The following is a 24,264-nucleotide window of genomic DNA, read 5'->3' as shown; positions in this document are numbered from 1 at the left end:
ACTGGGCTGGATGCTATCGGGCTTGGTCGAATCTGGGTATCCCCAATATTGGGGACAGCACCACACCTAAGTCGCAAGACCGGGGTTTAAGGCTATGCTGTGTCCCCAATAGAAGTAAGGGGAGCGAAAGCCATGTGGCGGGTATTGATAGTCGAGGACGATCCCCTGATGCGGGAATTTTTTGAATCCAGCGTCAGCAAATGCTCGGAACTGGAGTTGGCTGCCGGCTTTGGAACCGTAGCTCAGGCCAAAGCCTGGCTGGACCTCAACGCCAAAGACCTGCATGTGCTGCTAACCGACCTCGGCCTGCCTGATGGATCTGGTCTAGAAGTGATCCGCCATGCGCGCGCACTGAACCCGGATTGCGAGCCCTTGGTCATTTCCATGTTCGGCGATGAAGACAATGTGCTCGCCAGCATTGAGGCTGGTGCTTTGGGCTACATCCACAAAGACAGTACCCCGGACGATATCGCCCACACCATTCTCGAAATGCGCGACGGAGGCTCCCCCATCTCACCGATGATTGCACGTCGTATCCTGGCTAAACACGTCACACGGGGTCGCGCCCCGGTACCTTCAGCTCCCATTCCAACCGTTGCGACACCTGCATTGCTGTCTCCTCGCGAGCAAGAAGTACTAGAGCTGATTTCTCAAGGGAATACCTATGCAGAGATCGCAGAGCTCCACCAATTGAGTACGCATACCGTGCAAACGCATATCAAGCGCCTGTATTCCAAGCTAAGCGTGCACACGCGCGGTGAAGCGGTTTTTGAGGCGACGCGCATGGGATTGCTGTGAAGATTGGTGTGCGCAGCCTGATTGAAGGCTTTGTAATCGGCCTCTTGCTACTCTGCTGCAGTTTTGGGGCACAGGCTCGGGTTCAGGAATTAAAAACGGCGCGTGCATTTTTGCAAGTGGGTTCCGGGATTGCCGAAGCAACGCCTAAGGAGGAAACCCGTGAGGCGGCCCAATTGCCGTTTCATTGGGATCGGAACTTCCCTGGCACTAAGGGGCAGGCAAGTTTTGATATTCCGTTCACCCTAGAGTTTCGCCCGGCTTACCCCTATGCCCTGTACATCCCCAGAATCGGCAACGCCTATGCCATCTGGATCAATGATGTGCTGGTGCAAAGTGATGGTGATCTGGCGGAAGGCAATGGGGACGACTACGCCAAGCTACCGGTGTTTGTCACGATCCCGCCCAGCCAGCTTCGCAACGACAACACGATACACATTCAGATTCGGGTAGACCGGGGCCGCAGAGGAGGACTTTCCTCTGTCGTCATGGGACCCCATCACGAGGTTTACCCCATTTTTTTGAAAGACCATCGTTTGCGGGCCTATGGCTCCCAGACGGTGGCAACGCTTAGCTTGCTGGTAGGCCTTATTGCCATGGCCTTATGGGTCACTCAGGCCAACTTTCAACGCCACGACCATCAGGTGACAGCTAAGTTGGTACACGGGCAAGATCCGCTATATCTCATGGCCGGGCTCGCAGAGCTGTTCTGGGCCTTCAGCGTGAGTGACTTTCTGATTGAGTCACCCGTACTGTCCTGGCCCTGGTGGGGCGTGCTCATGGTCACCGCCACCACCTGCTGGGCATGCCTGATGGCCTTGTTTTGCGCTGAGGTTGCGCACTGGCGTCAATACAAGAGCTTTGTTTGGTTTCAGCGCTGGCTGATCGCTTTAGTGGCAGGCGGCATTGCCGCTCTGGTTGCCGCTCTGCAATTTGGCTATCCCCAAGTGCTCACTGCTTGGTACGTGGTGTTTGGCCTCACCTTTGTCATCTTTATTGCCATCTTTGTAAAAGGCGCCTTCAGAGGTGCAAGTACGGCTCACCGCCTGGTGGCTTTCTCTGCAGTGATCAATGTGGCCATTGGTATCTACGACCTGTATGTACTGCGCTTTAGTACGGACTACCGGGACAACACCTACCTGCGCTATTCGTCTGTTCTCTTTGGAATCACGCTGCTGTACATCGTCATCATGCGGTTTCGCTCGGTCAGCGAACACGCAAAAGATCTGATGAACACCTTGGCAAGCCGTATCTCCCAACGAGAGAGCGAACTTGTTGACACTTACCAGAGGCTGGAAGAATCCACCCGCGCCCAAACCAAGAGCGTAGAGCGAGCCCGGGTGCTACGTGATCTGCATGACGGCGTTGGTTCGCACTTGAGTGTGGCGCTGCGCCAATTGCAAACAGACAAGTACAGTCGCGAGGACGTTCTACATACGGTAAGCGACGCCTTGGACCATCTCAAACTGTCCATTGATGCCATGAACTTACCTGCCGGTGACATCACGGCTGTTTTGGCCAATCTGCGCTATCGCCTGGATCCACGTCTCAAGGAATCGGGCATCACATTGCATTGGCATGTAGGCAAGCTGCCTATCGTCGAGTATTTGAACGAAAAAGCCATGCATCAGCTTCAGTTCATTGTGTATGGAGCTCTCTCCAATGTTCTGCAGCATGCCCATGCGACCGAGATGCACATCCAAGCGAGTCATTCAGAACACTCGATTGGGCTACGGTTGGTGGACAACGGGGTTGGATTTAACCCCAACCAGCATATGCGCAAGGGCCTGCAGTCCATGCATGATCGCGCCAAGGCTATAGGTGCTTCGCTGGCAATTCATAGTGAACCTGGAACGACAATGGTGGAAGTTGATATCCCATTGAATCGGGACGAATGGGTGATGTCGAGTCAGTATTGAGAGACAGAGGACGGCGGCATCCGACCCAAAACGGTCTCTCACCTTGCACTGGGAATCTGCTATTTGCAGTCGTTCAGGTAAAGTCCGTCCCCGCAAGCTGGAGGTTACCCACGTTGAACACTTCGCATCTCAGGGGCGTCGGCTTCCCGGTGGCTCGGTCTGAATAAACGCGAGCGAAAACTTGTGGGGTGACGGCTACCGATGTGAGTGGACCAACGGCGGCTTATTGAATTACAAGGAAAACAACATGTTGTTAACGGATATCGCCGTCGAGCACACACTAGCGCCCCCAAAGGGAGGACTGCGTGTGACGTTGCTGCTGCATCCCTTTACGAATACACAACGAGATTCTCTTGGCAAATTCGAGATTGTTCGTAGCATCCGCGAGCCAGGGGTTAAAGAAGTGAAACGTTCAACATTCGTGTCGTTTCAGCAATTGGTGGAGTTGTACGCGAAAGGTGTACTTGACGAATTCGGATTTTCTGTTCGCATGTGTCCTGCTGATAGCAAGTACACCATTGCGAATCCCGTCAAAAAAATAATCCCAACCAGCATCAGACCAGGCTCACAGTTCGACTTGGCGGTGCAAGGCGTGGACGTTTCAAAACCAGCCAACCGCGAGTTGAGAACAGCGTTGCTTCGCACTAACGTCAAGCTTTGAAGGTATCAGACGAACTTCGCACCTTTAGACAAGAAATCAGGCAGCCGCTTGAAGCGCGCATCGCGCAAGTCGATACGTCATCGAGCAGCCACTAGATGCTGCAGAGCGGGCATTCGCGAACACTCGCAATTGGCCCGAAACGGCGCGGCCAATGAACGGTGAAGCAGAGTCAATCAACCGAACCTTGCAACTGCTGCTTCCTCGCCGCGTGATACGCCGTCAGCACCTGCGTGGTCACCATGTCCAGCGCGGGGCGTGTGTTGCCCTGCTTGTCGGTCCATACCTTGGGCGTCAGCGCACCGGCCAATGCAACCGCATCGCCATCGTCTAGCGCCAGCAACGCGGCGCTGGCCTCGGCCGCAAACGCAATCACGTTGACGATCAGGCTTTCGCCATCACCGGTTGTGGCCTTGACCTTGGCCAGCGCAAAGCTGCTGCCGTTCTTGCCCTGCCGTGTTTCGGCCAGGCCCACCAGGGTGCCTGCAATCAATCCTTCCACCATCGTGTTTCCTCTCGCCCCAGAGGGCAACCACTACAATCGCGCACCTTTTTCAAGTGCGCTTTCCATGACCGACACCAACGCCACCTGGCGAAACCGCAGCCTGCAAGCCGTCTGGCACCCGTGCACGCAAATGAAGCTGCACGGCACACCCGGCACCCCTCGGCAACCGCTGGTCCCGATTGTGCGGGCAGAAGGCGTGTGGCTGGAGGACGCCGAGGGCCAGCGCTACCTGGACGGTATCAGCTCCTGGTGGGTCAACCTGTTTGGCCACAACCACCCCGCCATCCGCGGCGCGCTGGTGGACCAGTTGGAGCGCCTGGACCATGTGATGCTGGCTGGCTTCACCCACCCACCCGTGGTGGAACTGTCAGAGCGGCTGGCGCAGCTCACCGGCCTGGGCCATGCGTTCTACGGCAGCGACGGCGCCTCTGCCACCGAGATTGCGCTCAAGATGAGCGCGCATTACTGGCGCAATGCAGGCCGGGCCGAGAAATGCCAATTTGTGGCGCTGGAGGGCGGCTACCACGGTGAAACTGTGGGCGCACTGGGCGTGACCGACATTCCGCTGTTCCGCACCGCCTATGCGCCCTTGCTGCGCCTGGCAGCCACGGTACCCAGCCCCGACGCACGCCGCGCCACCGCCGGGCAAACGCCGGAGCAAGTGGCAGAGGCTGCTGCTGGCCAACTGGAAGCCTGGCTGCAAGCGCACCACCAGACCACGGCCGCACTCATTGTGGAGCCCCTGATTCAGTGCGCCGCCGGCATGGCCATGCACCACCCGCGCTACCTGCAACGCGTGCGGGCGCTGTGTGACCAGTACGAGGTGCACCTGGTGGCCGACGAGATTGCGGTGGGCTTTGGCCGCACCGGCACGATGTTTGCGCACCAGCAGGCAGGTATTCGGCCAGACTTTATTTGCCTCTCCAAAGGCCTGACAGGCGGCACCCTGCCCTTGTCGGCCGTGCTGACCACCGACACCGTGTACCAAGCCTTTTACGACGAGGACGTGGCACGTGGTTTTTTGCATTCGCACAGCTACACCGGCAACCCATTGGCCTGCCGAGCCGCGCTGGCCACGCTCGACCTGTTCGAGCAGACCGGCATTCTGGAGAAAAACGTGCAGACCTCCGAGCGGCTGTGGGCCCAATTCGCCCCGCTGACCCAGCACCCGCGCGTGCGCCACGCGCGCCGCCTGGGCATGGTGTTCGCGTGGGATGTGCCCAACCGCCTGCCCGACTTTGCCAAGCGCTTTGCCGCCCATGCACTGGCACGTGGTGCCGTACTGCGCCCCATAGGCCACACGGTCTACGCCATGCCACCCTATGTGATCAGCGAGGCTGAAGGCGCGCTGCTGGCCGAGGCGGCGCATGCCGCTCTAGAGGCCACGTTGGCAGAGGAATCTGGGGGAACTGCCCCCTCCACCACCGGAGTCGTCGATGGCGTCTGAACCTGTATGCATCTTTGTCACCGGTACCGACACCGGTGTTGGCAAGACCCTGGTTAGCGCGGCCTTGCTGCACGCCTATCGCCAACGCTACGCGCGCGTGGTGGGCATGAAGCCGGTGGCCGCCGGGCTGGAGCTGCGTGACGGCCAATGGGTCAGCGACGATGTGCAAGCCCTGGCCGCAGCCTCCAGCATCACCGCGCCCGCGCGGCTGGCCAATCCCGTGGCCCTGCGCCATGCCATGTCGCCGCACCTCGCGGCCCGGCTGGAAGACCGCCACGTCACGGTGGCCGAGCTGATGGGCGCCCAGCGCGAATTGGCCACGCTGTGCGACGCCATGGTGGTAGAGGGCTCGGGCGGCTGGCGCGTGCCCATCAACACCACCGAAACCCTGGCCGACTTCGCCATCGCGCTGCAGGCGCCTGTGGTGCTGGTGGTGGGCATTCGCCTGGGCTGCCTGAACCACGCGTTGTTGACCGCCGAAGCCGTGCGCCGCGATGGCCTGACCCTGGCCGGCTGGGTGGCAAACACGCTAACACCCGACATGCCCGCGCTGGCCGAGAACATCGATACCCTGCGCCAGGCCCTGGGCGCACCGCTGCTAGGCGTGGTACCTTGGTCGACCACACCCGATGCCCGCCATATCGCCTTGGAGTTGCCCACACTATGACGGCTAGTTGGCTGGACGAATTTGCGCCGCGCATCGCCGCGCTGGAAGCCCAAACCCTGCTGCGCCGCCGTCGCGTGGTCACCCCACTGGGCGGTGCCCGCCTGACGGTGGATGGCGAGGCCCTGCTGTCGTTTTGCAGCAATGACTACCTGGGCCTGGCCCAGGACCCGCTGCTCCGTACCGCGGTGCACACAGCCGTAGATGCCTATGGCGTGGGCGCCGGCGCCTCGCCCATGGTCAGCGGCTACAGCGCGGCCAACGCAGCGTTGGAAGACGAGCTGGCGCAGGCCGTGGGCCTGCCGCGTGCGCTGTATTTTTATGCCGGCTACTCCACCAACGCCAGCGTGCTGCCCGCCCTGGTGGGGCCGGGCGACGCGCTGTTTTCCGACAGTCTGAACCACGCTTGCCTGATTGATGGGGCACGCCTGTCCAAAGCCAGCATCCACCGCTACGCGCATGCCGACCTGGACGCCTTGGGGCGCCTGCTGGCGGAATCACCGGCGCGCAAGAAGTTGGTGGTCAGCGACGCGGTGTTCAGCATGGACGGGGACCTAGCCGACATCCCTTCCCTGCTGGCGCTGTGCGAGCAGCACGATGCGCTGCTGATGCTGGACGACGCCCACGGACTGGGCGTGCTGGGCCCGCAAGGCCGGGGCACGCTGGCCGCCGCGGGCCTGACCGGGGCACAGTCCTCGCGCCGCGTGCTCTACATGGCCACGCTGGGCAAGGCCCTGGGCGTAGCCGGTGCCTTTGTGGCGGGGGACGCCACGCTGATCGAGTGGCTGCTGCAGACCACGCGCAGCTACACCTATGCCACCGCAGCCCCCGCGCTGCTGGCCGAGGCCGTGCGCGCTGGCCTGCGCTGTGTGTTGGGGGAAGAAGGCGAACGCCGCCGCACGCACTTGCAGGGCCTGATTGCCCAGCTGCAGGCAGGCTTGGCACCCGGTGCGCACGCCACAGTGGACGCGCGCGGCTGGACGCTGATGCCTTCTGACACGCCCATCCAACCGCTGATCATCGGCAGCAATACCGATGCCATGGCGTTGACCCTGCAGCTGCGGGCACAGGGGTTCTGGGTGCCTGCAATACGCCCACCCACGGTACCCGCGGGTACAGCGCGGCTGCGCATTGCGCTGTCAGCCGCGCACACGCAGGACGACGTGCAGCAGCTGCTCAGCGCGCTGTACGCGCTGGCCTCGGCTTAAACCGCAGGAATCGTGGAGCGGGTCTTCAGACCCAGCTTGCTGAGCAGGGTCACGTCGGCGCCCACGTCGGGGTTGCCGGTCACCAGCAGCTTGTCGCCGTAGAAGATGGAATTGGCGCCGGCCATGAAGCACAGGGCTTGCACCGCATCGCCCAGCTGCTGGCGCCCGGCGGACAGCCGTACGCGCGCCTTGGGCATGAGGATGCGGGCCACGGCGATGACGCGCACAAAGTCAAAGGGATCGATGGGGTCGCTGTCGGCCAGCGGGGTGCCGGGCACGCGCACCAGGCTGTTGATGGGCACCGACTCGGGGTACGGTGACAGATTGGCCAGCTGCGCGAGCAGGCCCGCGCGGTGGGCCGGCGTCTCGCCCATGCCCACAATGCCGCCGCAGCAGACGCTGATGCCGGCCGCACGCACATGGCCCAGCGTGTCCAGCCGGTCCTGGTAGGTGCGGGTGTCGACCACCTCGTTGTAGTACTCGGGGGCGGTGTCCAGGTTGTGGTTGTAGTAGTCCAGCCCGGCGTCACGCAACTGGGTGGCGTGGTGGGATTCCAGCATGCCCAGCGTGGCGCAGGTTTGCATGCCCAGGCCCTTGACGGCGCTGACAAGCTCAGCCACTTTTTCCACATCGCGGTCCTTGGGCGCGCGCCAGGCAGCGCCCATGCAGAAGCGCGTGGCACCCGCGTCCTTGGCGGCCTGCGCGGCGCGCAGCACCTCGTCCACTTCCATGAGCTTTTGTGCCTTGACGCCGGTGTCGAACTCGGCCGCCTGTGGGCAATAACCGCAGTTCTCGGGGCAGCCGCCGGTTTTGACGGACAGCAGCGTGGCCAGCTCAATGTCGCCCTCGGGCCAGTGCTGGCGGTGCACGGTTTGCGCCTGGTGCACCAGGTCCAGCAGCGGCGTGTCCAGCAGCGCCTGCACAGCGTCTACGCTCCAGGTGGCCGAGGCACTGTGCCCGCTCTCTGTGCGCTTGGGCTGAAAGTGCAGGGTTTGGGCCGCGGGGGAATGTTCTAGTGTTGTTGTCATGCGTCTCTCTCAAAAAAGTCCAACGAAAGCGGTTGAAAAAAAGCGCCCCTCGGAGCGCTTTTTGTTTGTCCAGCCAAGCCGCTTATTGTTCTACAAAAGCGCGCTCTACGACATAGTCCCCTGGGGTGGTCGTATTGCCTTCCTTGAAACCCTTGGCATCCAAAATCTCGCGCATGTCCTTGTTCAGGCCAGGGCTGCCGCAGATCATGATGCGATCGACGGCCGGATCGAGCGGGGGCAGGCCCAGGTCGGCGGGCAGCTTGTTGGTTTCAATCAGGGTGGTGATGCGGCCCTGGTTCTCAAACGCCTCACGGGTCACCGTGGGGTAGTAGAGCATCTGGTTGCTGACCAACTCGCCCAGGAACTCGTGCTTGGGCAGCTCGTTCTTGAAGTAGTCGTGGTAGGCCAGTTCTTTGACCTCGCGCACCCCGTGCACCACGATCACTTTTTCAAACTTCTCATAGGTCTCAGGGTCGCGCGCCACACTCAAGAACGGCGCCAGGCCCGTGCCGCTGCCCAGCAGGTACAGGTTCTTGCCGGGCAAGAGGTAGTCAATCAGCAGTGTGCCGGTGGGCTTGCGGCCCACCACAATCTTGTCGCCCACCTTGATGTGCTGCAGCTTGGAGGTCAGCGGGCCGTCCTGCACCTTGATGCTCAGAAATTCCAGGTGCTCTTCGTAGTTGGCACTGACGATGGAATAGGCGCGCAACAGTGGCTTGCCGTTCTCCTGGCGCAGACCAATCATGGTGAAGTGACCGTTGGAAAAACGCAGGGCCGGGTCCCGAGTGGTGGTGAAGCTGAACAAACGGTCTGTCCAGTGGTGTACGCTTAAAACTGTTTCTTCCAGAAATGCACTCATGGGGGCCTTGGGTGAGGGTCAGTCAGTGGGAAACGCCTGCGGCCACTTTGGGCTAGGGCGAAACCCTATATTGTAAAACTCCATACCCCCGAGACTTGTTATATCGATATTGATTTGAGTCATTAGCGCGACCCCATGCCGAATACCGCCAATCCGCCCCAAACCACCCCTACCACCCTGCTGGTGGCCTGCCTGTGTGCCCAATGGTGCGGCACCTGCAATGATTACCGCGCCCTGTTTGACCAGATGCAGGCCGAATTTGCCCAGGCGCGCTTTGTCTGGGTGGACATTGAGGACGAGGCGGACTTGGTAGACCCGCTGGAGGTGGAAGACTTTCCCACCCTACTGATTGCCACCGGAGACACGCCCCGCTTCTTTGGCACGGTGATGCCGCATGGGGAAACCCTGCGCCGCCTGCTGCAGTCCACCACCGAGGCGGGCGCCAGCACGGTGGCCGACCCCGAGGTGGCGGCGCTGGTTCAGCGCTTGCGTGCGCGCTGAGGCGCTTGCAGCGCGGCCAGCAGCCGCGCGCCCTCGGGCCCGGCCCAGTCCAGTGCGCCACGCACGGTGCTGTGCACCCGGCCTTGGGGATCGATCAGCACGGTGGAGGGGTAAATCCGAATCCCCCAGGCCTTGGCCACGTCGCCCTGCGCATCACGCACCACGGGCAGTTGTAACCCGGTGCCCTGCACAAAGCGCTGCACCGCGTCGGGCGATTCCTTGAGGTTGATGGTGATGACGGCCAGGCGTTGCGCCTCGCGCTCGGCCAGCGCCTGCAGCGAAGGCATCTCGGCGCGGCAGGGTTCACACCAGCTGGCCCAGAAGTTCAGCAGCACCGCACGGCCGCGCAACGCGGCCAGCGGCCAGTGCACACCGGCTTGGTCTACCAGCGGTAACGTGGGCGCGGCCAAGCCCGGGCGCCAGGGCTGCACGTCAAACCCGGCGGAGGGTTCCGCAGCCTGTGCGCCCCCAGGTGCTGAGACGGTCCAGGCGGACAGCCCGGCGATCAACACAGTACGCCGGGTGGTTTTCATAAGGGATTATGAATAAAACAAGGTGCTAGCCCGCGTGGGATGTGCGCGAGCAGCTCCTCATTTCATAGCATTCCAAACGTGGGTCAGAGCTTGGCCGTTACCCAGGCCTGCACACTGGCCAACGCGCCAGCCAGCTTGGCGGGCTCGGTGCCACCAGCCATGGCCATGTCGGCCTTGCCGCCGCCCTTGCCACCCACTTGCGCGGCGACAAAGTTGGCCAGCTCACCGGCCTTGACCTTGCCCGTGGTGTCGTTGGTCACGCCTGCGGCGATCTGCACCTTGTCGCCATCCACTGCACCCAGCACGATGACGGCGGTCTTGAGTTTGTCCTTGAGCTTGTCCATGGTGTCGCGCAGGGTCTTGGCATCGGCACCGTCCAGCTTGGCGGCCAGCACCTTCACGCCATTGATCTCAACCGCACTACTCACCAGTTCGTCACCCTGGGCCGAGGCCAGCTTGCCCTTCAAGGCGGCCACTTCTTTTTCCAAAGCCTTCACCTGGTCCAGCACCTGGCCCAGGCGGTTGCCCAGCTCGGCCACAGGGGCCTTCAAGGTGGAGGCCGCAGCGTTCACCGTGGTTTCCAGGTCTTGCAGGTAGGCCAAGGCGCCCTGCCCGGTCACGCCTTCGATGCGGCGCACACCAGCGGCCACGCCGCCTTCTGCGACCACCTTGAACAAACCGATATCGCCGGTGCGTTGCACGTGGGTGCCACCGCACAGTTCGGTGGTGCTGCCGATGTCGAGCACGCGGACCACCTCGCCATACTTCTCGCCGAACAGCATCATGGCGCCGGTTTGTTTCGCGGCCTCAATGTCCATCAGGCGTGCCTGGGTGGCGGCGTTGCTGAGGATTTCCGCGTTCACGATCGCTTCAATCTGCTGCACCTGCGCGTCGGTGACGGGTGCGTTGTGCGCAAAGTCAAAGCGGGTGCGCTCGGCGTTCACCAAGCTGCCCTTTTGCTGCACGTGGTCGCCCAGCACTTCGCGCAGGGCTTTGTGCAGCAAGTGGGTGACCGAATGGTTACGCTGGGTCGCGGCGCGCTGCGCAGCATCCACATGGGCAGTGACGGCGTCGCCCACCTTCAGGCTGCCGGTCTTCAACGTGCCGTGGTGGCCAAACACATCGGCCTTGATCTTTTGCGTGTCGCCCACTTCAAACAGGCCCGCATCCGAGAACACCGCGCCTTCGTCGCCCACCTGGCCGCCGCTCTCAGAGTAGAACGGGGTAGCGTCCAGCACCAGCACGCCTTCTTGACCCGCTTTCAGCTCGCTAACCGGCGTACCGTCTGCGTAGAGCGCTACGATTTTGCTAGCCTGTGTGAGCTGGTCGTACCCTACAAAGGTGTTGCCCGCACCGGTGTATTCCAGCGCCTTGTCCATCTTGAACTTGCCGGCCGCGCGGCCTTTGGCCTTTTGCTGTTCCATCGCGGCCTTGAAGCCCGCTTCGTCCACGTCCACACCGTTTTCGCGGCACACATCGGCCGACAGGTCGAGCGGGAAGCCATAGGTGTCGTGCAACTTGAAGGCCACTTCGCCGGGCAGCACTTTCACGCCGCCAGCCAGGGCCTCGTCCAGGATCTGCATGCCGGTGGCCAGGGTTTCAAAGAAACGTTCTTCTTCCACGCGCAGCACTTCGGTGATGCGGGCTTCTTGGTTGGCCAGATGGGGATACGCCGCGCCCATGACCTGCACTAGGTCTTTGACCAGTTTGTGGAAAAACGGGGTCTTCTGGCCGAGCTTGTAGCCATGGCGGATGGCACGACGCACGATGCGGCGCTGCACATAGCCGCGGCCTTCGTTGCTGGGGATGACGCCATCGCTCACCAAAAATGCTGTGGCACGGATGTGGTCGGCAATCACGCGCAGGGACTTGTTGCCCAGGTCGGTGCAGCCCGTTTCGCGGGACGCGGCCTTGATCAGCGTATCGAACAGGTCGATCTCGTAGTTGCTGTGCACGTGCTGCAGGATGGCGGCCAGGCGCTCCAGGCCCATGCCGGTGTCCACACAGGGCGCGGGCAGCGGCGTCACGGCGCCGGTCTCGTCCATGTTGAACTGCATGAACACGTTGTTCCAGATTTCGATGAAGCGGTCACCGTCTTCATCCGGGCTGCCGGGGGGCCCACCGGGGATGTGGTCGCCGTGGTCGTAAAAGATTTCCGAGCAAGGACCGCAAGGGCCGGTGTCGGCCATCATCCAGAAGTTGTCGCTCTTGTAGCGGCCGCCCTTGTTGTCGCCAATGCGGATGATGCGTCCCTCTTGCTTCACGCGTTCGGGCGTCCAGCCAGACTTGACAAAAATATCTTCCCAGATGGCGTAGGCCTCGTCGTCTTCCTGGTAGACCGTGGCGTACAGCTTGTCGGCGGGAAGCTTGTACACCGTGGTTAGCAGCTCCCAAGCCCAGTTCAGGCTCTCTTTCTTGAAGTAGTCACCAAAGCTCCAGTTGCCCAGCATCTCAAAGAAGGTGTGGTGGCGCGCGGTGTAACCCACGTTTTCCAAGTCGTTGTGCTTGCCGCCAGCGCGCAGGCAGGCCTGTACGGATGCGGCGCGCACATAGGAGCGCTTGTCGGTACCCAGAAACACGTCCTTGAACTGCACCATGCCAGAGTTGGTGAACATCAGCGTGGGGTCGTTGCCGGGAACCAGCGGGCTCGACGCCACCACGGTGTGGCCCTTGGAGGCAAAGAAGTCGAGGAAGGTTTTGCGAATGTCGGAAACACTCATTACAGGCTGGGTCATGTCTGGTTTACTTCGCGCGTGGGGTCAATAGAGCCTTGTATTATCGCCGCCCCGCGCCAGCCACCGGCCCGCGCCCCGCAAGGCCTCGGCCAAGGGTAAATACCAGCACGGCCGGCCTTGATTCGTTACTAACATGTCAGTCATGACACAGGCTGCAGCCACCGCCCCCGACGACACCACCAGCCAGCGGGCGCGCGCCTACCAGGGCTTTACCCAGCAAATCTTCACGGGCGGCATCCGCGCCGGGCAGTTCATCTCGCAGCGCGAGCTCATGGTGCTGCTGGACATGCCGCTGGGCGCCGTGCGCGAGATGATTCCGCGCCTGGAAGCCGCCGGCCTGGTGAAAACCGTGCCGCAGCGCGGGCTGCAGGTGGCGCATGTGGACCTCAAGCTGATCCGCAACGCGTTTCAGGTGCGTTCCATGATCGAGCGCGAGGCGGTGCTCAACTTCGTGCGCAGCGCCAGCGACGCCGAGCTCGCCGCCATCGAGGCCAGCCACCGCGACATCCTGCGTCGCGCCGAAGCGCCCGACGCCCTGAACGACGACGCCCTGCTGGATGACACCCAGGCCGTGGACTGGGGTCTGCACGACCGCATGGTGGACGCGCTGGGCAACGACATCATTTCCGAGCAGTACCGCGTAAACAGCCTGCGCGTGCGCCTCATCAAGTTGGAGCACAGCGTGATCACCCCAGGCCGATTAGTACCTGCCATGCAGGAGCACCTGCGCTTTATTGATGCGCTGCGCCAGCGCGACGCCGCGCTGGCCATGGAGCTACTGGAGGCCCATATCAGCAGTGCCCGCAACCGCGTGATGCATGCGCCACTGGAACAAGTACGCAGCGAATGGACCCTTCCCCCTCAACCCGCCAGGAGAACCCCTTGAACCCAGCTATCCAAGGCCTGTGGCCTGCCCTGCTGCTGCCCGTCAGCACCACGGGCGTGCTCGACACCCCCCGCACCATTGCCCACGCCCAGCGCTTGCTGGCCGCGGGCTGCGATGGCATCACCCTGTTTGGCACCACGGGCGAGGGTCCCGCCTTCACCATGACCGAGCGCAAGGGCCTGCTGAAATCCCTGCTGGGCAGCGGCGTCAGGCCGGACCAGATCGTCGTCACTATCACCGCATTGGCACTCGGTGATGCGATTGAACTGGGCCAACATGCAGCCCGCCATGGGGTCCACCGCCAGATGCTGATGCCGCCCTTCTTCTTCAACCAGCCCAAAGACGCAGGCATCATTGAAGCCGTGTCACAAGTGGTGCGTGGCATTGGAGACGACGACCTCAAGTTGCTGCTGTATCACTTCCCCGCCATGAGTACGTTTGGCTTCTCGCACCCGGCCATTGCCGAGCTGGTGCGACGCCACCCCCAGCAAGTCGTGGGGGTGAAGGACAGCAGTGCCAACCTGGAACACTCGCTAGCCCTTACCAAAACTTTTCCCGAGCTAGCCATTCTGGTGGGCGCGGAGCCTCATGTAGCCCCCGTGATGGCGCAGGGCGGTGCCGGCTCCATCAACGGACTGGCCAATATCGCGCCCAGGCTAATGCGCCGGGTAATGGGCAAACCCAGTCAGGTGGACCCGGAAGACGCGCGGCTGATTCTGGACATCCTGGCGCTGATGTCGGCGCGCCCAGACATGCCGTTTGTCGGCGTCTACAAAGGCATGCTGGCCGAACAAACCCGCGACGATGCCTGGCTGCACATGCGCGCACCGCTGAGCCCACTGGACCCCACCGAGCTGGCCATTGTGCGCAGCGGTTATCGTGCGTTGGGTGCCAGGCTGGACCGCCTGTAAGCGCGCCCCCCCGACCATTCATAAAAACACAGGAGACAAGACCATGATTACATCCCACCTGAACCGCCGCACCCTGCTGGGTGCCGCCGCCGCCCTGGGTGCCAGCGCCCTGCCCGCCATGGCGCAGACCAAGACCGTGCTGCGCATTTCCACCCCTGCCGTGCCCGACGACTGGCACGCCAAGATGTGGACCGTGTTCAAGGAGCAGCTCGACAAGACCGCCCCCGGCGAATTCGACGTGCAGATCAACCTGAACGCCACGCTGTTCAAGCAGGGCGCAGAGCCCGCCGCCATGGCACGCGGCAACCTCGAGCTGTCCAGCATCTCGGCCTTTGACATTGCCAAGCTGGTGCCTGAGTTCTCCATCTTCACGGCCGGCTATGTGGTGCGCGACCCCGAGCAGCAGCAAAAGATTTTCAACGGCCCCATCGGCGCTGAGCTGTTCAAGCTAGTGGCCGAGAAGATGGACGTCACACCGCTGTCCACGGTCTACCTGGGCACGCGCCAGGTCAATCTGCGCGAAGCCAAGCCCGTCAAAACCCCGGCCGACCTCAAGGGCGTGAAGCTGCGCATGCCCGGCTCCAAGGAATGGCTGTTCCTGGGTGATGCGCTGGGCGCCACAGCCACGCCGCTGGCCTTTGGCGAGGTCTATATGGGCCTGAAGACCGGCACCATCGATGGCCAGGACAACCCCCTTCCCTCGGTGCGCGCCGCCAAGTTCTACGAGGTGACCAAACAACTGGTGCTGACCAGCCACCTGGTGGACGGCATCTTCATTGCCATCTCCAACAAGAGCTTCAACGCGCTGACCGCTGCGCAAAAGCAAAAGGTGACTGCCGCCGCCCAAGCCGCAGCCGCCTACAACAACGAAAACCGCATCAAGGAAGAAGCGCAACTCGTCGAGTTCTTCAAGAAAGAAGGCCTGCAAGTCGTTACGCCCGATGTGGACGCCTTCCGCAAATCCGTGCAAGCCACCTACCAGGCGTCCGACTACGCCAAGGTCTGGCCCAAGGGTCTGCTGGACCGCATCAACGCGACCAAGTAAGACACCCGCCCCATGCTGCGCCGACTGCAACAGGCCGCCAATCTTCTGGGCGGTGGCCTCTTCCTGACTCTCTTCGTCGTCTTCATCGTCCAGATCGCGGCACGCTTTGGCTTCAACAAGCCGCTGCCATGGACCGATGAGGCCGCCGTGATTCTCTATGTGTGGGTCATCCTCTGGGGTGCCGCCGCCATCGTGCCTGAGCGCGAGCATGTGGTGTTTGACCTGGTGTGGAACAGCGTGAACTACCGTACCCGCCAGGCCATGCGGATCGTCGGCAACCTGCTGGTGGGCGGCTTGGCGCTGGTGGGCATTCCCGCCAGTTGGGACTACGTGCACTTCATGGCCCGCGAGGGTTCGCCGGTGCTTGGCATTTCCTTCATGTGGATTTTCTTGCCCTTTGTGCTGCTGCTGATCGCTCTGGTGATCCGCTGCGCCTGGGCTATCTGGAACGCCGTGCGTGGCATCGGCCTCGAAGCGGAGTTGCGCATATGACTACGGGTATCTGGATTTTGGTGTTGGTGCTGATCGCGGGCATGCTGCTGCGCATGCCGATTGGCTTCTCAATGCTGGTCTCCGGCATCGCCTACCTAGTGGCCAAGGGCCAGGACATCGGCCTGGTGGCCGAACAGATCTGCAATGGCCTGTACAACAGCTATGTGCTGCTGGCCGTGCCGCTCTTCGTGTTTGCCGCCAACATCATGAATGCGGGCACCGTGAGCGAGCGCATTTTTGACTTCTGCCGCATCCTGGTGGGCCGCATGCGCGGGGGCTTGGCGCAGGTGGACATTCTGGTCAGCGTGATCTTCTCGGGCATGAGTGGCAGCGCCATTGCCGATGCGGCCGGGCCGGGCCTGGTGACGATCCGCCAGATGCTCAAGAAGCCCGAATACACGCGCGGCTTTGCCGGCGCCGTGGTGGTGGCCAGCGCCACACTGGGCCCCATCATTCCGCCCAGCATTCCCATGGTGATTTATGCGCTGGTGTCGGGTGCATCGGTGGGCGCACTGTTCCTGGGCGGCGTGGTGCCGGGCTTTCTCATGGCGGCACTCATGATGGGGGTGGTGCACATCATTGCCGTCAAACGCAATATGCCGCGAGATGAACCCGTACCCCGCTCTGAGTGGGCTGGCCTGATCTTTCGCGGCGCCCTGCCGCTGTCCATGCCCATCGTGTTGCTGGGCGGCATTTACTCCGGCGCGTTCACGCCCACGGAGGCCGCCGCCGTGGCCGCGCTGCATGCGCTGATCCTCGCCGCCGTGGTGTTCCGCGCGCTGACCTGGCGCAGCTTCTGGGGCGTGGTGATGGAATCCACGCGCGGCAGCGCCGTGATCACGCTGATCCTGGCCGGCTCCTTCATGCTGAACTACGCGTTCACCGCCGAGGGCGTACCCCAAAGCATGGCGATGTGGGTGGACAGCATGCAGCTCTCCAGGCTGCAGTTTCTCCTGCTGGTGAACGTGATGTTCCTGGTGTTGGGCTGCTTTCTGGACGTGTCGGTGCTGCTGCTGGTCTTCGTGCCCATGCTGCTGCCTGCGGCCAAGCTGCTCGGTGTGGACCTCGTGCACTTCGGCGTGCTGGTGGTGCTCAACATGATGATCGGCCTGATCCACCCACCGTTTGGCATGCTGCTGTTTGTCACCAAGGCGCTCACGGGCATCCCGATTGGCGAAATGATGAAGGAGGGTTGGCCCTTCCTGGTCATGCTCTTGTGCCTGCTGCTGGCCATGACCGTATTTCCACAAATCGTCTTGTGGCTGCCCCAAACTATGGGCTACGTAACCCACTAGCCTTTCGGACTCCCCATGCAACTCACCCCTGACAACACCCTACCTGCAGACGGCACCACGGGCGCACTGGCTGCGCGCATTTGGCGCGAAGACCAGCAAGGCCCCAGCGTGGTGGCCCTGCGCGACGGCCAGGTGGTCGACATCACGCGCAGCTACCCCACCATGCGCGACCTGTGCGAGGCACCAGACCCCGCCGCCGCCCTGCGCCAGGCTACCGGCAACGTGCTGTGCGCGGTGGCGGAGCTGCTGGGCAACACCGTTACCCGCAACCCGGCGTTGCCCTGGCTACTAGCACCATGCGACCTGCAGGCCATCAAGGCGGCAGGCGTGACCTTTGCGACCTCCATGCTGGAGCGCGTGATTGAAGAAAAGGCGCGCGGCAACCCGGCTGCAGCCGCCACCATCCGCACCGAAATTCAGGCCCTGATTGGCGACGACCTGTCGCGTCTGAAGCCCGGCTCCGACGCGGCCATGGCGCTCAAACAGGTGCTGATTGCCCAAGGCGCCTGGAGCCAGTACCTCGAAGTGGGCATCGGGCCGGACGCAGAAATTTTCACCAAAGCACCGGCCATGGCGGCCGTGGGTACCGGTGCGGACGCCGGTTTGCATCCCGCCTCCACCTGGAACAACCCCGAGCCCGAGGTGGTGCTGGCCGTCAACTCGCGCGGCACCATTGTGGGCGCCAGCCTGGGCAACGATGTGAATCTGCGCGACGTGGAAGGCCGCTCTGCCCTGCTGCTGGGCAAGGCCAAGGACAACAATGCGTCAGCCGCCATTGGCCCGTTCATCCGCTTCTTTGACGCCAGCTTTTCCCTGGACGATGTGCGCCAGGCCACGCTGACCCTGCGCGTAGAGGGAACGGACGGCTTTGTGATGGACGGTTTCTCCAGCATGGCCCGCATCAGCCGCGACCCGGCGGATTTGGCTGCGCAAATGATGGGCCCCCACCACCAGTACCCAGACGGCGCCATGCTGTTCCTGGGCACCCTGTTTGCTCCTGTGCAGGACCGTGACACTCCCGGTGGCGGCTTTACCCACAAGCTGGGCGATGTGGTCACCATCACCACGCCCAAGCTGGGCACGCTGACCAACCGCATGCAGTACACGGACCAGTGCCCGCCCTGGACCTTTGGTGCATCGCACCTGATGCGCAACCTAGCGCAGCGCGGCCTGTTGTAAAGCCACGGCAGTAGCCCGGTTGGATCAGGCGCAACGGCCGGAGGGTGGGTAACATGCTTCACAGCACCGTATTTATCCACCCACCTTCAGGGCTTACACCATGGCTGTCACCCGCTTTCCCACCCAACTCCTGATCAACGGCCAGCGCGTTACAGGTGAGGGGCGCGCAGAGTCCATCCTGAACCCGTCCACCGGGGAACAGCTCTGTGAAGTGCGCGAGGCTAGCGCCGACCAGTTGCGCTTGGCGGTCGACGCGGCCCATGCCGCCTTCCCCGCCTGGGCCGCGCTCACCCCACGAGACCGTGGTGCCTACCTGTTCAAAATTGCGGATGCCATCGAAGCGAATGGTGACGAGTTCGCCATGCTGGAGTCGCTGAACTGCGGCAAGCCGCTGGCCGCGGCGCGCAATGACGAGATTCCGGCGATTGCCGATGTCTACCGCTTCTTCGCGGGTGCCATCCGCACTATGTCGGGGGCCCTGGCGGGCGAATACCTGCCAGGCCACACCAGCATGATCCGCCGCGATCCGCTGGGCGTGGTGGCCTCCATCGCCCCATGGAACTACCCGCTCATGATGGCCGCCTGGAAGCTGGGCCCCGCCATTGCCATGGGCAACACCGTGGTGCTCAAGCCCTCGGAAATGACGCCGCTGACCACGCTGCGCATGGGTGAGCTGCTGGCCGAGATACTGCCGCCCGGCGTGGTCAATATCGTGTGTGGCCGGGGTGACACGGTGGGCGCTCCGTTGATCCGTGACCCGCGCATCCGCATGGCATCTCTCACCGGCGATGTGTCCACCGGCAGCAAGATCATGGAGTCGGCCGCACATGGCATCAAACGCACCCACCTGGAGCTGGGTGGCAAGGCGCCGGTGATCGTGCTGGACGATGCCGATCTGGGCAGTGTGGTGGAAGGCCTGCGTACCTTTGGCTACTACAACGCCGGCCAGGACTGCACCGCCGCCTGCCGCGTCTACGCCACCGAAGGCATTTACGAGAAGCTGGTGGCAGACCTGAGCAGCGCGGTGTCCACCATCAAGACCGGCACCCAGCAAGAAGCTGGTGTGGAAATGGGCCCGCTGATCTCGGCCCGCCAACGCGACCGCGTGGCCAGCTTTGTAGAACGCGCCCGCCAGTTGCCGCATGCGGAAATTACGGCCGGTGGCCATACTGTGGGCAGCAATGGTTTTTTCTACCAGCCCACCGTGGTGGCCGGCGCCCTGCAAGACGACGAGATTGTGCGCAGCGAAGTCTTTGGCCCCGTGGTGTCCATCACCCGCGTGAAAGATGCCGATCAGGCCGTGGCCTGGGCCAACGACTCGGACTACGGACTCTCCAGCTCGGTGTGGACCCGCGATGTGGGCCGCGCCATGGGCATTGCGTCACGCTTGCAGTACGGCTGCACCTGGGTCAACACGCACTTCATGCTGGTGTCTGAAATGCCACACGGCGGCATGAAACATTCGGGCTATGGCAAGGACATGTCGGTCTATGCGCTGGAAGACTACAGCTGCGCCCGCCATATCATGGTCAAGCACAACGCCTAAGTGGAGAGTAACTCGCGCTGGCACCACGTCGGCTAGCCCAAATCAAAGCGCTATTGCCCCTGCTCAATGCTCTGCCCCATTTGGATACGTTGCTCTAGAAAACGCCAGAGGCGTTCGTCCTGGCTGAAAGCTACGTTAAAGCGCAGCCAACCGGTAGGCCGTGGCTCTACCAAAAACAACTGCCCCGGCCCAAGCATGATGCCTTCACCGGTGCCTGCCTGAGACAATTCTGCGCTGTCGGGCAAGTCGGGATGACGAGCCCACAGGTACATGCCAGCCTCGGGCTCGCGAAAGAGTTCAAAGCCCAAGTTGTCCAAACGGCGACCCACTTGGCGTTGTGCGTCTCCGAGCCGGTCTCGCAATGATTTGAGGTGCTTGCGCCAGCGTCCGTCGGTGATGACACCAAAAGTAACGCGCTCCGCAATGTCTGACGATGTCAGGCCCGCAATCATCTTGAGTTGCACAAACTCGGCCAGCAGATCAGGACGCGCCAGCAAATAGCCCACCCGCAGGTTGGGCGAAATGGTCTTGGAATAGCTGCCCACGTACACCACCCGCCGCAGTTGGTCCAAGCTGGACAACGTGGAACGGGAGGACACATCCATGTCAGCGTATATGTCGTTTTCCACCAGCACAAAATCATGCTGCTCCGCCAATTGCAACAACCTATGCAAGTGCGCGACGGAAGCCACCGAACACGTGGGACTTTGCAAGCGCGGCTGGGTAAAAAAGGCCTTGGGCTTGTGCTCAGTTACCAGCGCTTCGAGTGCAGCCAAATCGTAGCCAGCGGGTGTGCGCGGCACGCCAATGGGTCGAGCGCCCAAAAAACGCAACATAAACAACAGGTTGGGGTAGCCAGGGTCGTCGACCAGCACCGCGTCGCCCGGTTTCAAGAGGCAGCGTGCGACCAGGTCCAACGCCTGGCTGGATCCGTGGGTCAGTAACACCTGCCCCGCTTCTACCGAAATTTGATGCTCGGCCATGGCCTCGGCAATGATCATGCGCAGCGCCATGTGCCCATAGGGCAATCCGTAGCCGTCCAGCTCCGGGCCATCGTTGGACAGCTGGCGCATGCTGCGGCGCACAGCATCGCCAAACAGCCAATCGTGTGGCAACCAGCCACAACCGGGCTTCAAGGGCAGGTTGCGGTTCTCAAAAATCTGTTTGAGGTACCAGCGTGCATCAAAACGGGGCGCTTCCGGGGCCAACCTCGCGGCGCCTGCCCCCGAAACACCACCGTCATCACGTCGTTTGACAAAAAAACCAGCGTGCGCGCGGGATACCAACCAACCCTGTGCCACCAGCCGGTCATACGCTTCAACCACGGTAAACACACTGACGTTGTGGGAGACAGCAAACGCGCGGATGGAGGGCAATTTGCTACCGGGTTTGAGCACTTGTCCGGCAATGAGCCCGCGCAACCCATCCACGATCTGGCTAACCAATGGCGTTGAAATATCCGGGCTGAGTGTGAGCATTGAAAGAGAAAAAAGAGTGGATTTTGCGGCAGCACCGTCCGCACCAAATCAGGGAAACCCCGTACAGGATCCCAGACCTGCACAGTGTGCAGAAATTCGTGTCGTTGTGTACATGGACGGTCTTGGATGCGCTTCTTATAGTACCTCCACTTCATTCACAACCGCGCAAAACCATGCAACAAGACAACCCCGCCACCAATGCCGCCCTTTTCGCCCGCCGCCAAGCTGCGGTGGCACGCGGTGTGGGCCAAGCCCACGAAATTTTCATCAAGAATGCTTTGAACGCCGAGTTCTGGGACGTTGAGGGCCGTCGCTTCATTGACTTTGCTGGTGGCATTGCCGTGCTCAATACCGGCCACCTGCACCCGCAGGTGATCGAGGCTGTGAAAGCACAACTCGACCTCTACACCCACACCTGTTTCCAGGTGGTGGCTTATGAACCCTATGTGGAAGTGTGTGAACGCCTTAACGCCATGGCCCCCGGCAGCTTTGCAAAGAAGAGCCTGCTGCTAACCACTGGCGCTGAAGCGGTGGAAAACGCCATCAAGATCGCCCGCGCCTACACCAAGCGCCCTGGCGTGATCGCGTTCACCGGCGGCTACCACGGCCGTACCAACCTGACGCTAGGCCTGACGGGCAAAGTCGTCCCCTACAAAGTGGGTTTTGGCCCCTTCCCCGGCGAAGTGTTCCACGCCCTGTTCCCCAACCCCTTGCACGGCGTGAGCGTGGCTGACGCACTTCATTCGGTGGAGTTGATCTTCAAGAATGATGTGGAACCAGAGCGTGTGGCGGCTTTTATTGTGGAGCCTGTGCAAGGCGAAGGCGGTTTTTATGTAGCGCCGCCCGAGTTCATCAGCGGTCTCAAGGCACTGGCAGACCGCTATGGCATTCTGTTGATTGCCGACGAGGTCCAGACCGGTGCAGGGCGCACAGGCACTTGGTTTGCCAGCGAGCAATGGCCTGTGGCCCCGGATCTGATTGCCACCGCGAAATCCTTGGCAGGTGGCTTCCCCCTGTCAGGCGTCGTGGGACGCGCCGACGTAATCGATGCACCCGCAGCGGGCGGCTTGGGTGGCACCTACGCTGGCAGCCCCGTCGCGTGCGCCGCCGCCCTGGCCGTCATCAAGGCCTTTGAAGATGAAAAATTGTTGACCCGCAGCCAGGACATGGGTGCCTTGTTGGTCCGTGCACTCAAAGACCTGGCCACCAAGGTACCTGCCATCGGTGATGTGCGCGGTCTGGGCGCCATGGTCGCGATTGAGCTGTTTGAAAGTGGCGACGTGCATCGCCCCGACGCGGCTCTGACAAAGAAGGTGGTTACCGAGGCAGCACGCCGAGGCTTGGTACTGTTGTCGTGCGGCACCTATGGCAACGTGATTCGCATCCTCGTTCCGCTCACCGCTTCCGATGCCCTGCTGGAAGAAGGCTTGGCCATTCTGGCCGACAGCTTTGCCGCCGTGGCCTGATTGCCTTCAACGCACGCCATGCAACATCCCTCCTCCACAGACCCCTTAGTGCGCTTCACAGGCGTACAGAAAACGTACGACGGTGAGCAGCTGGTCGTACGTGACCTGAACCTCGACATCCAGCGCGGCGAATTCTTGAGCCTGCTAGGCCCATCGGGGTCCGGCAAAACGACAACGCTCATGATGCTGGCGGGGTTTGAGTCGCCCACAGCCGGAGACATCTCCCTTAACGGGCACCAGATCACCCGCACACCGCCCCACAAGCGCAACTTCGGCATGGTGTTTCAGCACTACGCCCTGTTTCCGCACATGACGGTGGCAGAAAATGTGGCCTACCCGCTGACGGTGCGCAAGGTACTGGCCGCAGACCGGGATGCCAAGGTCAAGCGCGCATTGGAGATGGTGCAAATGGGTGGCATGGGCAACCGCTACCCGGCCCAGATGTCGGGTGGCCAACAGCAGCGCGTGGCCCTGGCCCGCGCACTGGTGTTCGACCCCCAACTGGTGCTCATGGATGAGCCCCTGGGTGCGCTGGACAAACAGCTACGCGAACACATGCAGATCGAATTGAAGGAGCTGCACCGCCAGCTGGGCCTGACCTTTGTTTACGTGACCCACGACCAGTCCGAAGCACTCACCATGTCGGATCGAGTGGCCGTGTTCAACGATGGTGCCATTCAGCAAATTGACGCAGTCACCGCGCTGTATGAGACGCCTGCCAACCGCTTTGTGGCCAATTTCGTAGGTGACAACACGATCTTCAACGGCGCGGTGACCACCACCAGCGAGCGAAAGTGTGAGGTGCGTCTGCCTTGCGGCACATTGCTCTACGGACTCAACATCAACGGTGTGCACACCGGCACGTCGGTGCAGGCCTGCGTCCGCCCCGAGCGCATCGTGGTCCATACCGTGGATGCCAAGCCCGGCGACAACAGCATTCGCGCCGTTCTGAACGACGTCATTTATTTTGGGGATCACCTGCGTCTGCGCTGCACTCTGCAAGAGCAGGCACAAGCCACGGTGAAGATTCCCCTGTCCAGCATTGCAGTGCCGCAACCGGGCCAAGCCCTGTGGTTGCACCTGCCTCCCGAGCATCTGCGCGTCTACCGCTGAC

22 protein-coding genes are annotated in these 24,264 nt (G+C 62.1%); 16 read left to right on the top strand and 6 right to left on the bottom strand.

Annotated features, from left to right (window positions below):
* Positions 1-132 precede the first annotated feature (132 nt).
* The 3 genes from AC097R_RS10525 to AC097R_RS10515 all read left to right on the top strand — a co-directional run bounded on the left by AC097R_RS10525 (position 133) and on the right by AC097R_RS10515 (position 3,375).
* Positions 133-798: a response regulator transcription factor gene (locus AC097R_RS10525; RefSeq protein WP_479598025.1), complete on the top strand. Its 666-nt coding sequence runs from the start codon at positions 133-135 to the stop codon at positions 796-798.
* Positions 795-2,714, top strand: coding sequence for a sensor histidine kinase (locus AC097R_RS10520; RefSeq protein WP_479598024.1), 1,920 nt, complete (start codon positions 795-797; stop codon positions 2,712-2,714). The genes AC097R_RS10525 and AC097R_RS10520 overlap by 4 nt, the downstream gene beginning before the upstream one ends.
* A 247-nt stretch (positions 2,715-2,961) precedes the next feature.
* On the top strand, positions 2,962-3,375 hold the full coding sequence (locus tag AC097R_RS10515; RefSeq protein WP_479598023.1) for a hypothetical protein: 414 nt from the start codon (positions 2,962-2,964) through the stop codon (positions 3,373-3,375).
* Positions 3,376-3,544: 169 nt separating this feature from the next.
* Here AC097R_RS10515 and AC097R_RS10510 read toward each other — a convergent pair whose 3' ends face one another.
* Positions 3,545-3,877, bottom strand: coding sequence for a single-stranded DNA-binding protein (locus tag AC097R_RS10510; RefSeq protein WP_479598022.1), 333 nt, complete (start codon positions 3,875-3,877; stop codon positions 3,545-3,547).
* Between the two features lie 64 nt (positions 3,878-3,941).
* On the opposite strand from AC097R_RS10510, the gene bioA reads away from it, so the two are divergent.
* Genes bioA through AC097R_RS10495 form a run of 3 tightly spaced genes read left to right on the top strand, consistent with a single transcriptional unit; the run spans position 3,942 to position 7,196 of the window.
* A complete protein-coding gene (bioA, locus tag AC097R_RS10505) occupies positions 3,942-5,324 on the top strand; it encodes an adenosylmethionine--8-amino-7-oxononanoate transaminase (protein ID WP_479598021.1) in 1,383 nt (460 codons plus the stop codon).
* Positions 5,314-5,991: a dethiobiotin synthase gene (gene bioD / locus AC097R_RS10500; protein ID WP_479598020.1), complete on the top strand. Its 678-nt coding sequence runs from the start codon at positions 5,314-5,316 to the stop codon at positions 5,989-5,991. The genes bioA and bioD overlap by 11 nt, the downstream gene beginning before the upstream one ends.
* Positions 5,988-7,196: an aminotransferase class I/II-fold pyridoxal phosphate-dependent enzyme gene (locus AC097R_RS10495; protein ID WP_479598019.1), complete on the top strand. Its 1,209-nt coding sequence runs from the start codon at positions 5,988-5,990 to the stop codon at positions 7,194-7,196. The genes bioD and AC097R_RS10495 overlap by 4 nt, the downstream gene beginning before the upstream one ends.
* On the opposite strand, the gene bioB is transcribed toward AC097R_RS10495, so the two are convergent.
* The gene (bioB, locus tag AC097R_RS10490) at positions 7,193-8,224 is read right to left on the bottom strand and encodes a biotin synthase BioB (RefSeq protein ID WP_479598018.1); all 1,032 of its coding nucleotides are present in this window, start codon (positions 8,222-8,224) and stop codon (positions 7,193-7,195) included. The two genes, AC097R_RS10495 and bioB, sit on opposite strands and share 4 nt — an antisense overlap.
* A gap of 82 nt (positions 8,225-8,306) precedes the next feature.
* Positions 8,307-9,083, bottom strand: coding sequence for a ferredoxin--NADP reductase (locus AC097R_RS10485; RefSeq protein ID WP_479598017.1), 777 nt, complete (start codon positions 9,081-9,083; stop codon positions 8,307-8,309).
* Between the two features lie 135 nt (positions 9,084-9,218).
* Here AC097R_RS10485 and AC097R_RS10480 point away from each other — a divergent pair, with 135 nt between their 5' ends.
* Entirely contained in the window at positions 9,219-9,584 is a 366-nt protein-coding gene (locus AC097R_RS10480; RefSeq protein ID WP_479598016.1) for a thioredoxin family protein, read from the top strand.
* On the opposite strand, the gene AC097R_RS10475 is transcribed toward AC097R_RS10480, so the two are convergent.
* A complete protein-coding gene (locus tag AC097R_RS10475) occupies positions 9,563-10,117 on the bottom strand; it encodes a TlpA family protein disulfide reductase (RefSeq protein WP_479598015.1) in 555 nt (184 codons plus the stop codon). The genes AC097R_RS10480 and AC097R_RS10475 overlap by 22 nt on opposite strands.
* Positions 10,118-10,200: 83 nt before the next feature.
* Positions 10,201-12,852: an alanine--tRNA ligase gene (alaS, locus tag AC097R_RS10470; protein ID WP_479598014.1), complete on the bottom strand. Its 2,652-nt coding sequence runs from the start codon at positions 12,850-12,852 to the stop codon at positions 10,201-10,203.
* 133 nt (positions 12,853-12,985) lie between these two features.
* Here alaS and AC097R_RS10465 point away from each other — a divergent pair, with 133 nt between their 5' ends.
* The 7 genes from AC097R_RS10465 (at position 12,986) to AC097R_RS10435 (ending at position 20,206) form a co-directional block, all read left to right on the top strand.
* A complete protein-coding gene (locus tag AC097R_RS10465) occupies positions 12,986-13,738 on the top strand; it encodes a GntR family transcriptional regulator (protein ID WP_479598013.1) in 753 nt (250 codons plus the stop codon).
* Positions 13,735-14,649, top strand: a complete 915-nt coding sequence (locus AC097R_RS10460) for a dihydrodipicolinate synthase family protein (protein ID WP_479598012.1) — start codon at positions 13,735-13,737, stop codon at positions 14,647-14,649. Before AC097R_RS10465 ends, AC097R_RS10460 begins: the two co-directional genes overlap by 4 nt.
* Before the next feature lie 43 nt (positions 14,650-14,692).
* The gene (locus AC097R_RS10455) at positions 14,693-15,694 is read left to right on the top strand and encodes a sialic acid TRAP transporter substrate-binding protein SiaP (protein WP_479598011.1); all 1,002 of its coding nucleotides are present in this window, start codon (positions 14,693-14,695) and stop codon (positions 15,692-15,694) included.
* 12 nt (positions 15,695-15,706) lie between these two features.
* The gene (locus AC097R_RS10450; protein ID WP_479598010.1) at positions 15,707-16,186 is read left to right on the top strand and encodes a TRAP transporter small permease; all 480 of its coding nucleotides are present in this window, start codon (positions 15,707-15,709) and stop codon (positions 16,184-16,186) included.
* Complete coding sequence (locus AC097R_RS10445) at positions 16,183-17,481, top strand: TRAP transporter large permease (protein WP_479598009.1); 1,299 nt, start codon at positions 16,183-16,185, stop codon at positions 17,479-17,481. The genes AC097R_RS10450 and AC097R_RS10445 overlap by 4 nt, the downstream gene beginning before the upstream one ends.
* Positions 17,482-17,496: 15 nt before the next feature.
* Entirely contained in the window at positions 17,497-18,660 is a 1,164-nt protein-coding gene (locus tag AC097R_RS10440) for a fumarylacetoacetate hydrolase family protein (protein WP_479598008.1), read from the top strand.
* A gap of 100 nt (positions 18,661-18,760) precedes the next feature.
* Entirely contained in the window at positions 18,761-20,206 is a 1,446-nt protein-coding gene (locus tag AC097R_RS10435; protein ID WP_479598007.1) for a gamma-aminobutyraldehyde dehydrogenase, read from the top strand.
* Positions 20,207-20,256: 50 nt separating this feature from the next.
* Here AC097R_RS10435 and AC097R_RS10430 read toward each other — a convergent pair whose 3' ends face one another.
* The gene (locus AC097R_RS10430; protein ID WP_479598006.1) at positions 20,257-21,684 is read right to left on the bottom strand and encodes an aminotransferase-like domain-containing protein; all 1,428 of its coding nucleotides are present in this window, start codon (positions 21,682-21,684) and stop codon (positions 20,257-20,259) included.
* Positions 21,685-21,857: 173 nt separating this feature from the next.
* Between AC097R_RS10430 and gabT the strand changes: the two genes are divergently transcribed.
* On the top strand, positions 21,858-23,150 hold the full coding sequence (gene gabT / locus AC097R_RS10425; RefSeq protein WP_479598005.1) for a 4-aminobutyrate--2-oxoglutarate transaminase: 1,293 nt from the start codon (positions 21,858-21,860) through the stop codon (positions 23,148-23,150).
* An 18-nt stretch (positions 23,151-23,168) separates the two neighbouring features.
* Positions 23,169-24,263 carry an ABC transporter ATP-binding protein gene (locus AC097R_RS10420; protein WP_479598004.1) on the top strand — a complete coding sequence of 365 codons (1,095 nt, stop codon included), beginning with the start codon at positions 23,169-23,171 and terminating at the stop codon, positions 24,261-24,263.
* Position 24,264 lies beyond the last annotated feature (1 nt).

The organism is Rhodoferax sp. ZS1R25 (genome assembly GCF_056521335.1).
This window is presented reverse-complemented; position numbering and strand designations above follow the sequence as displayed.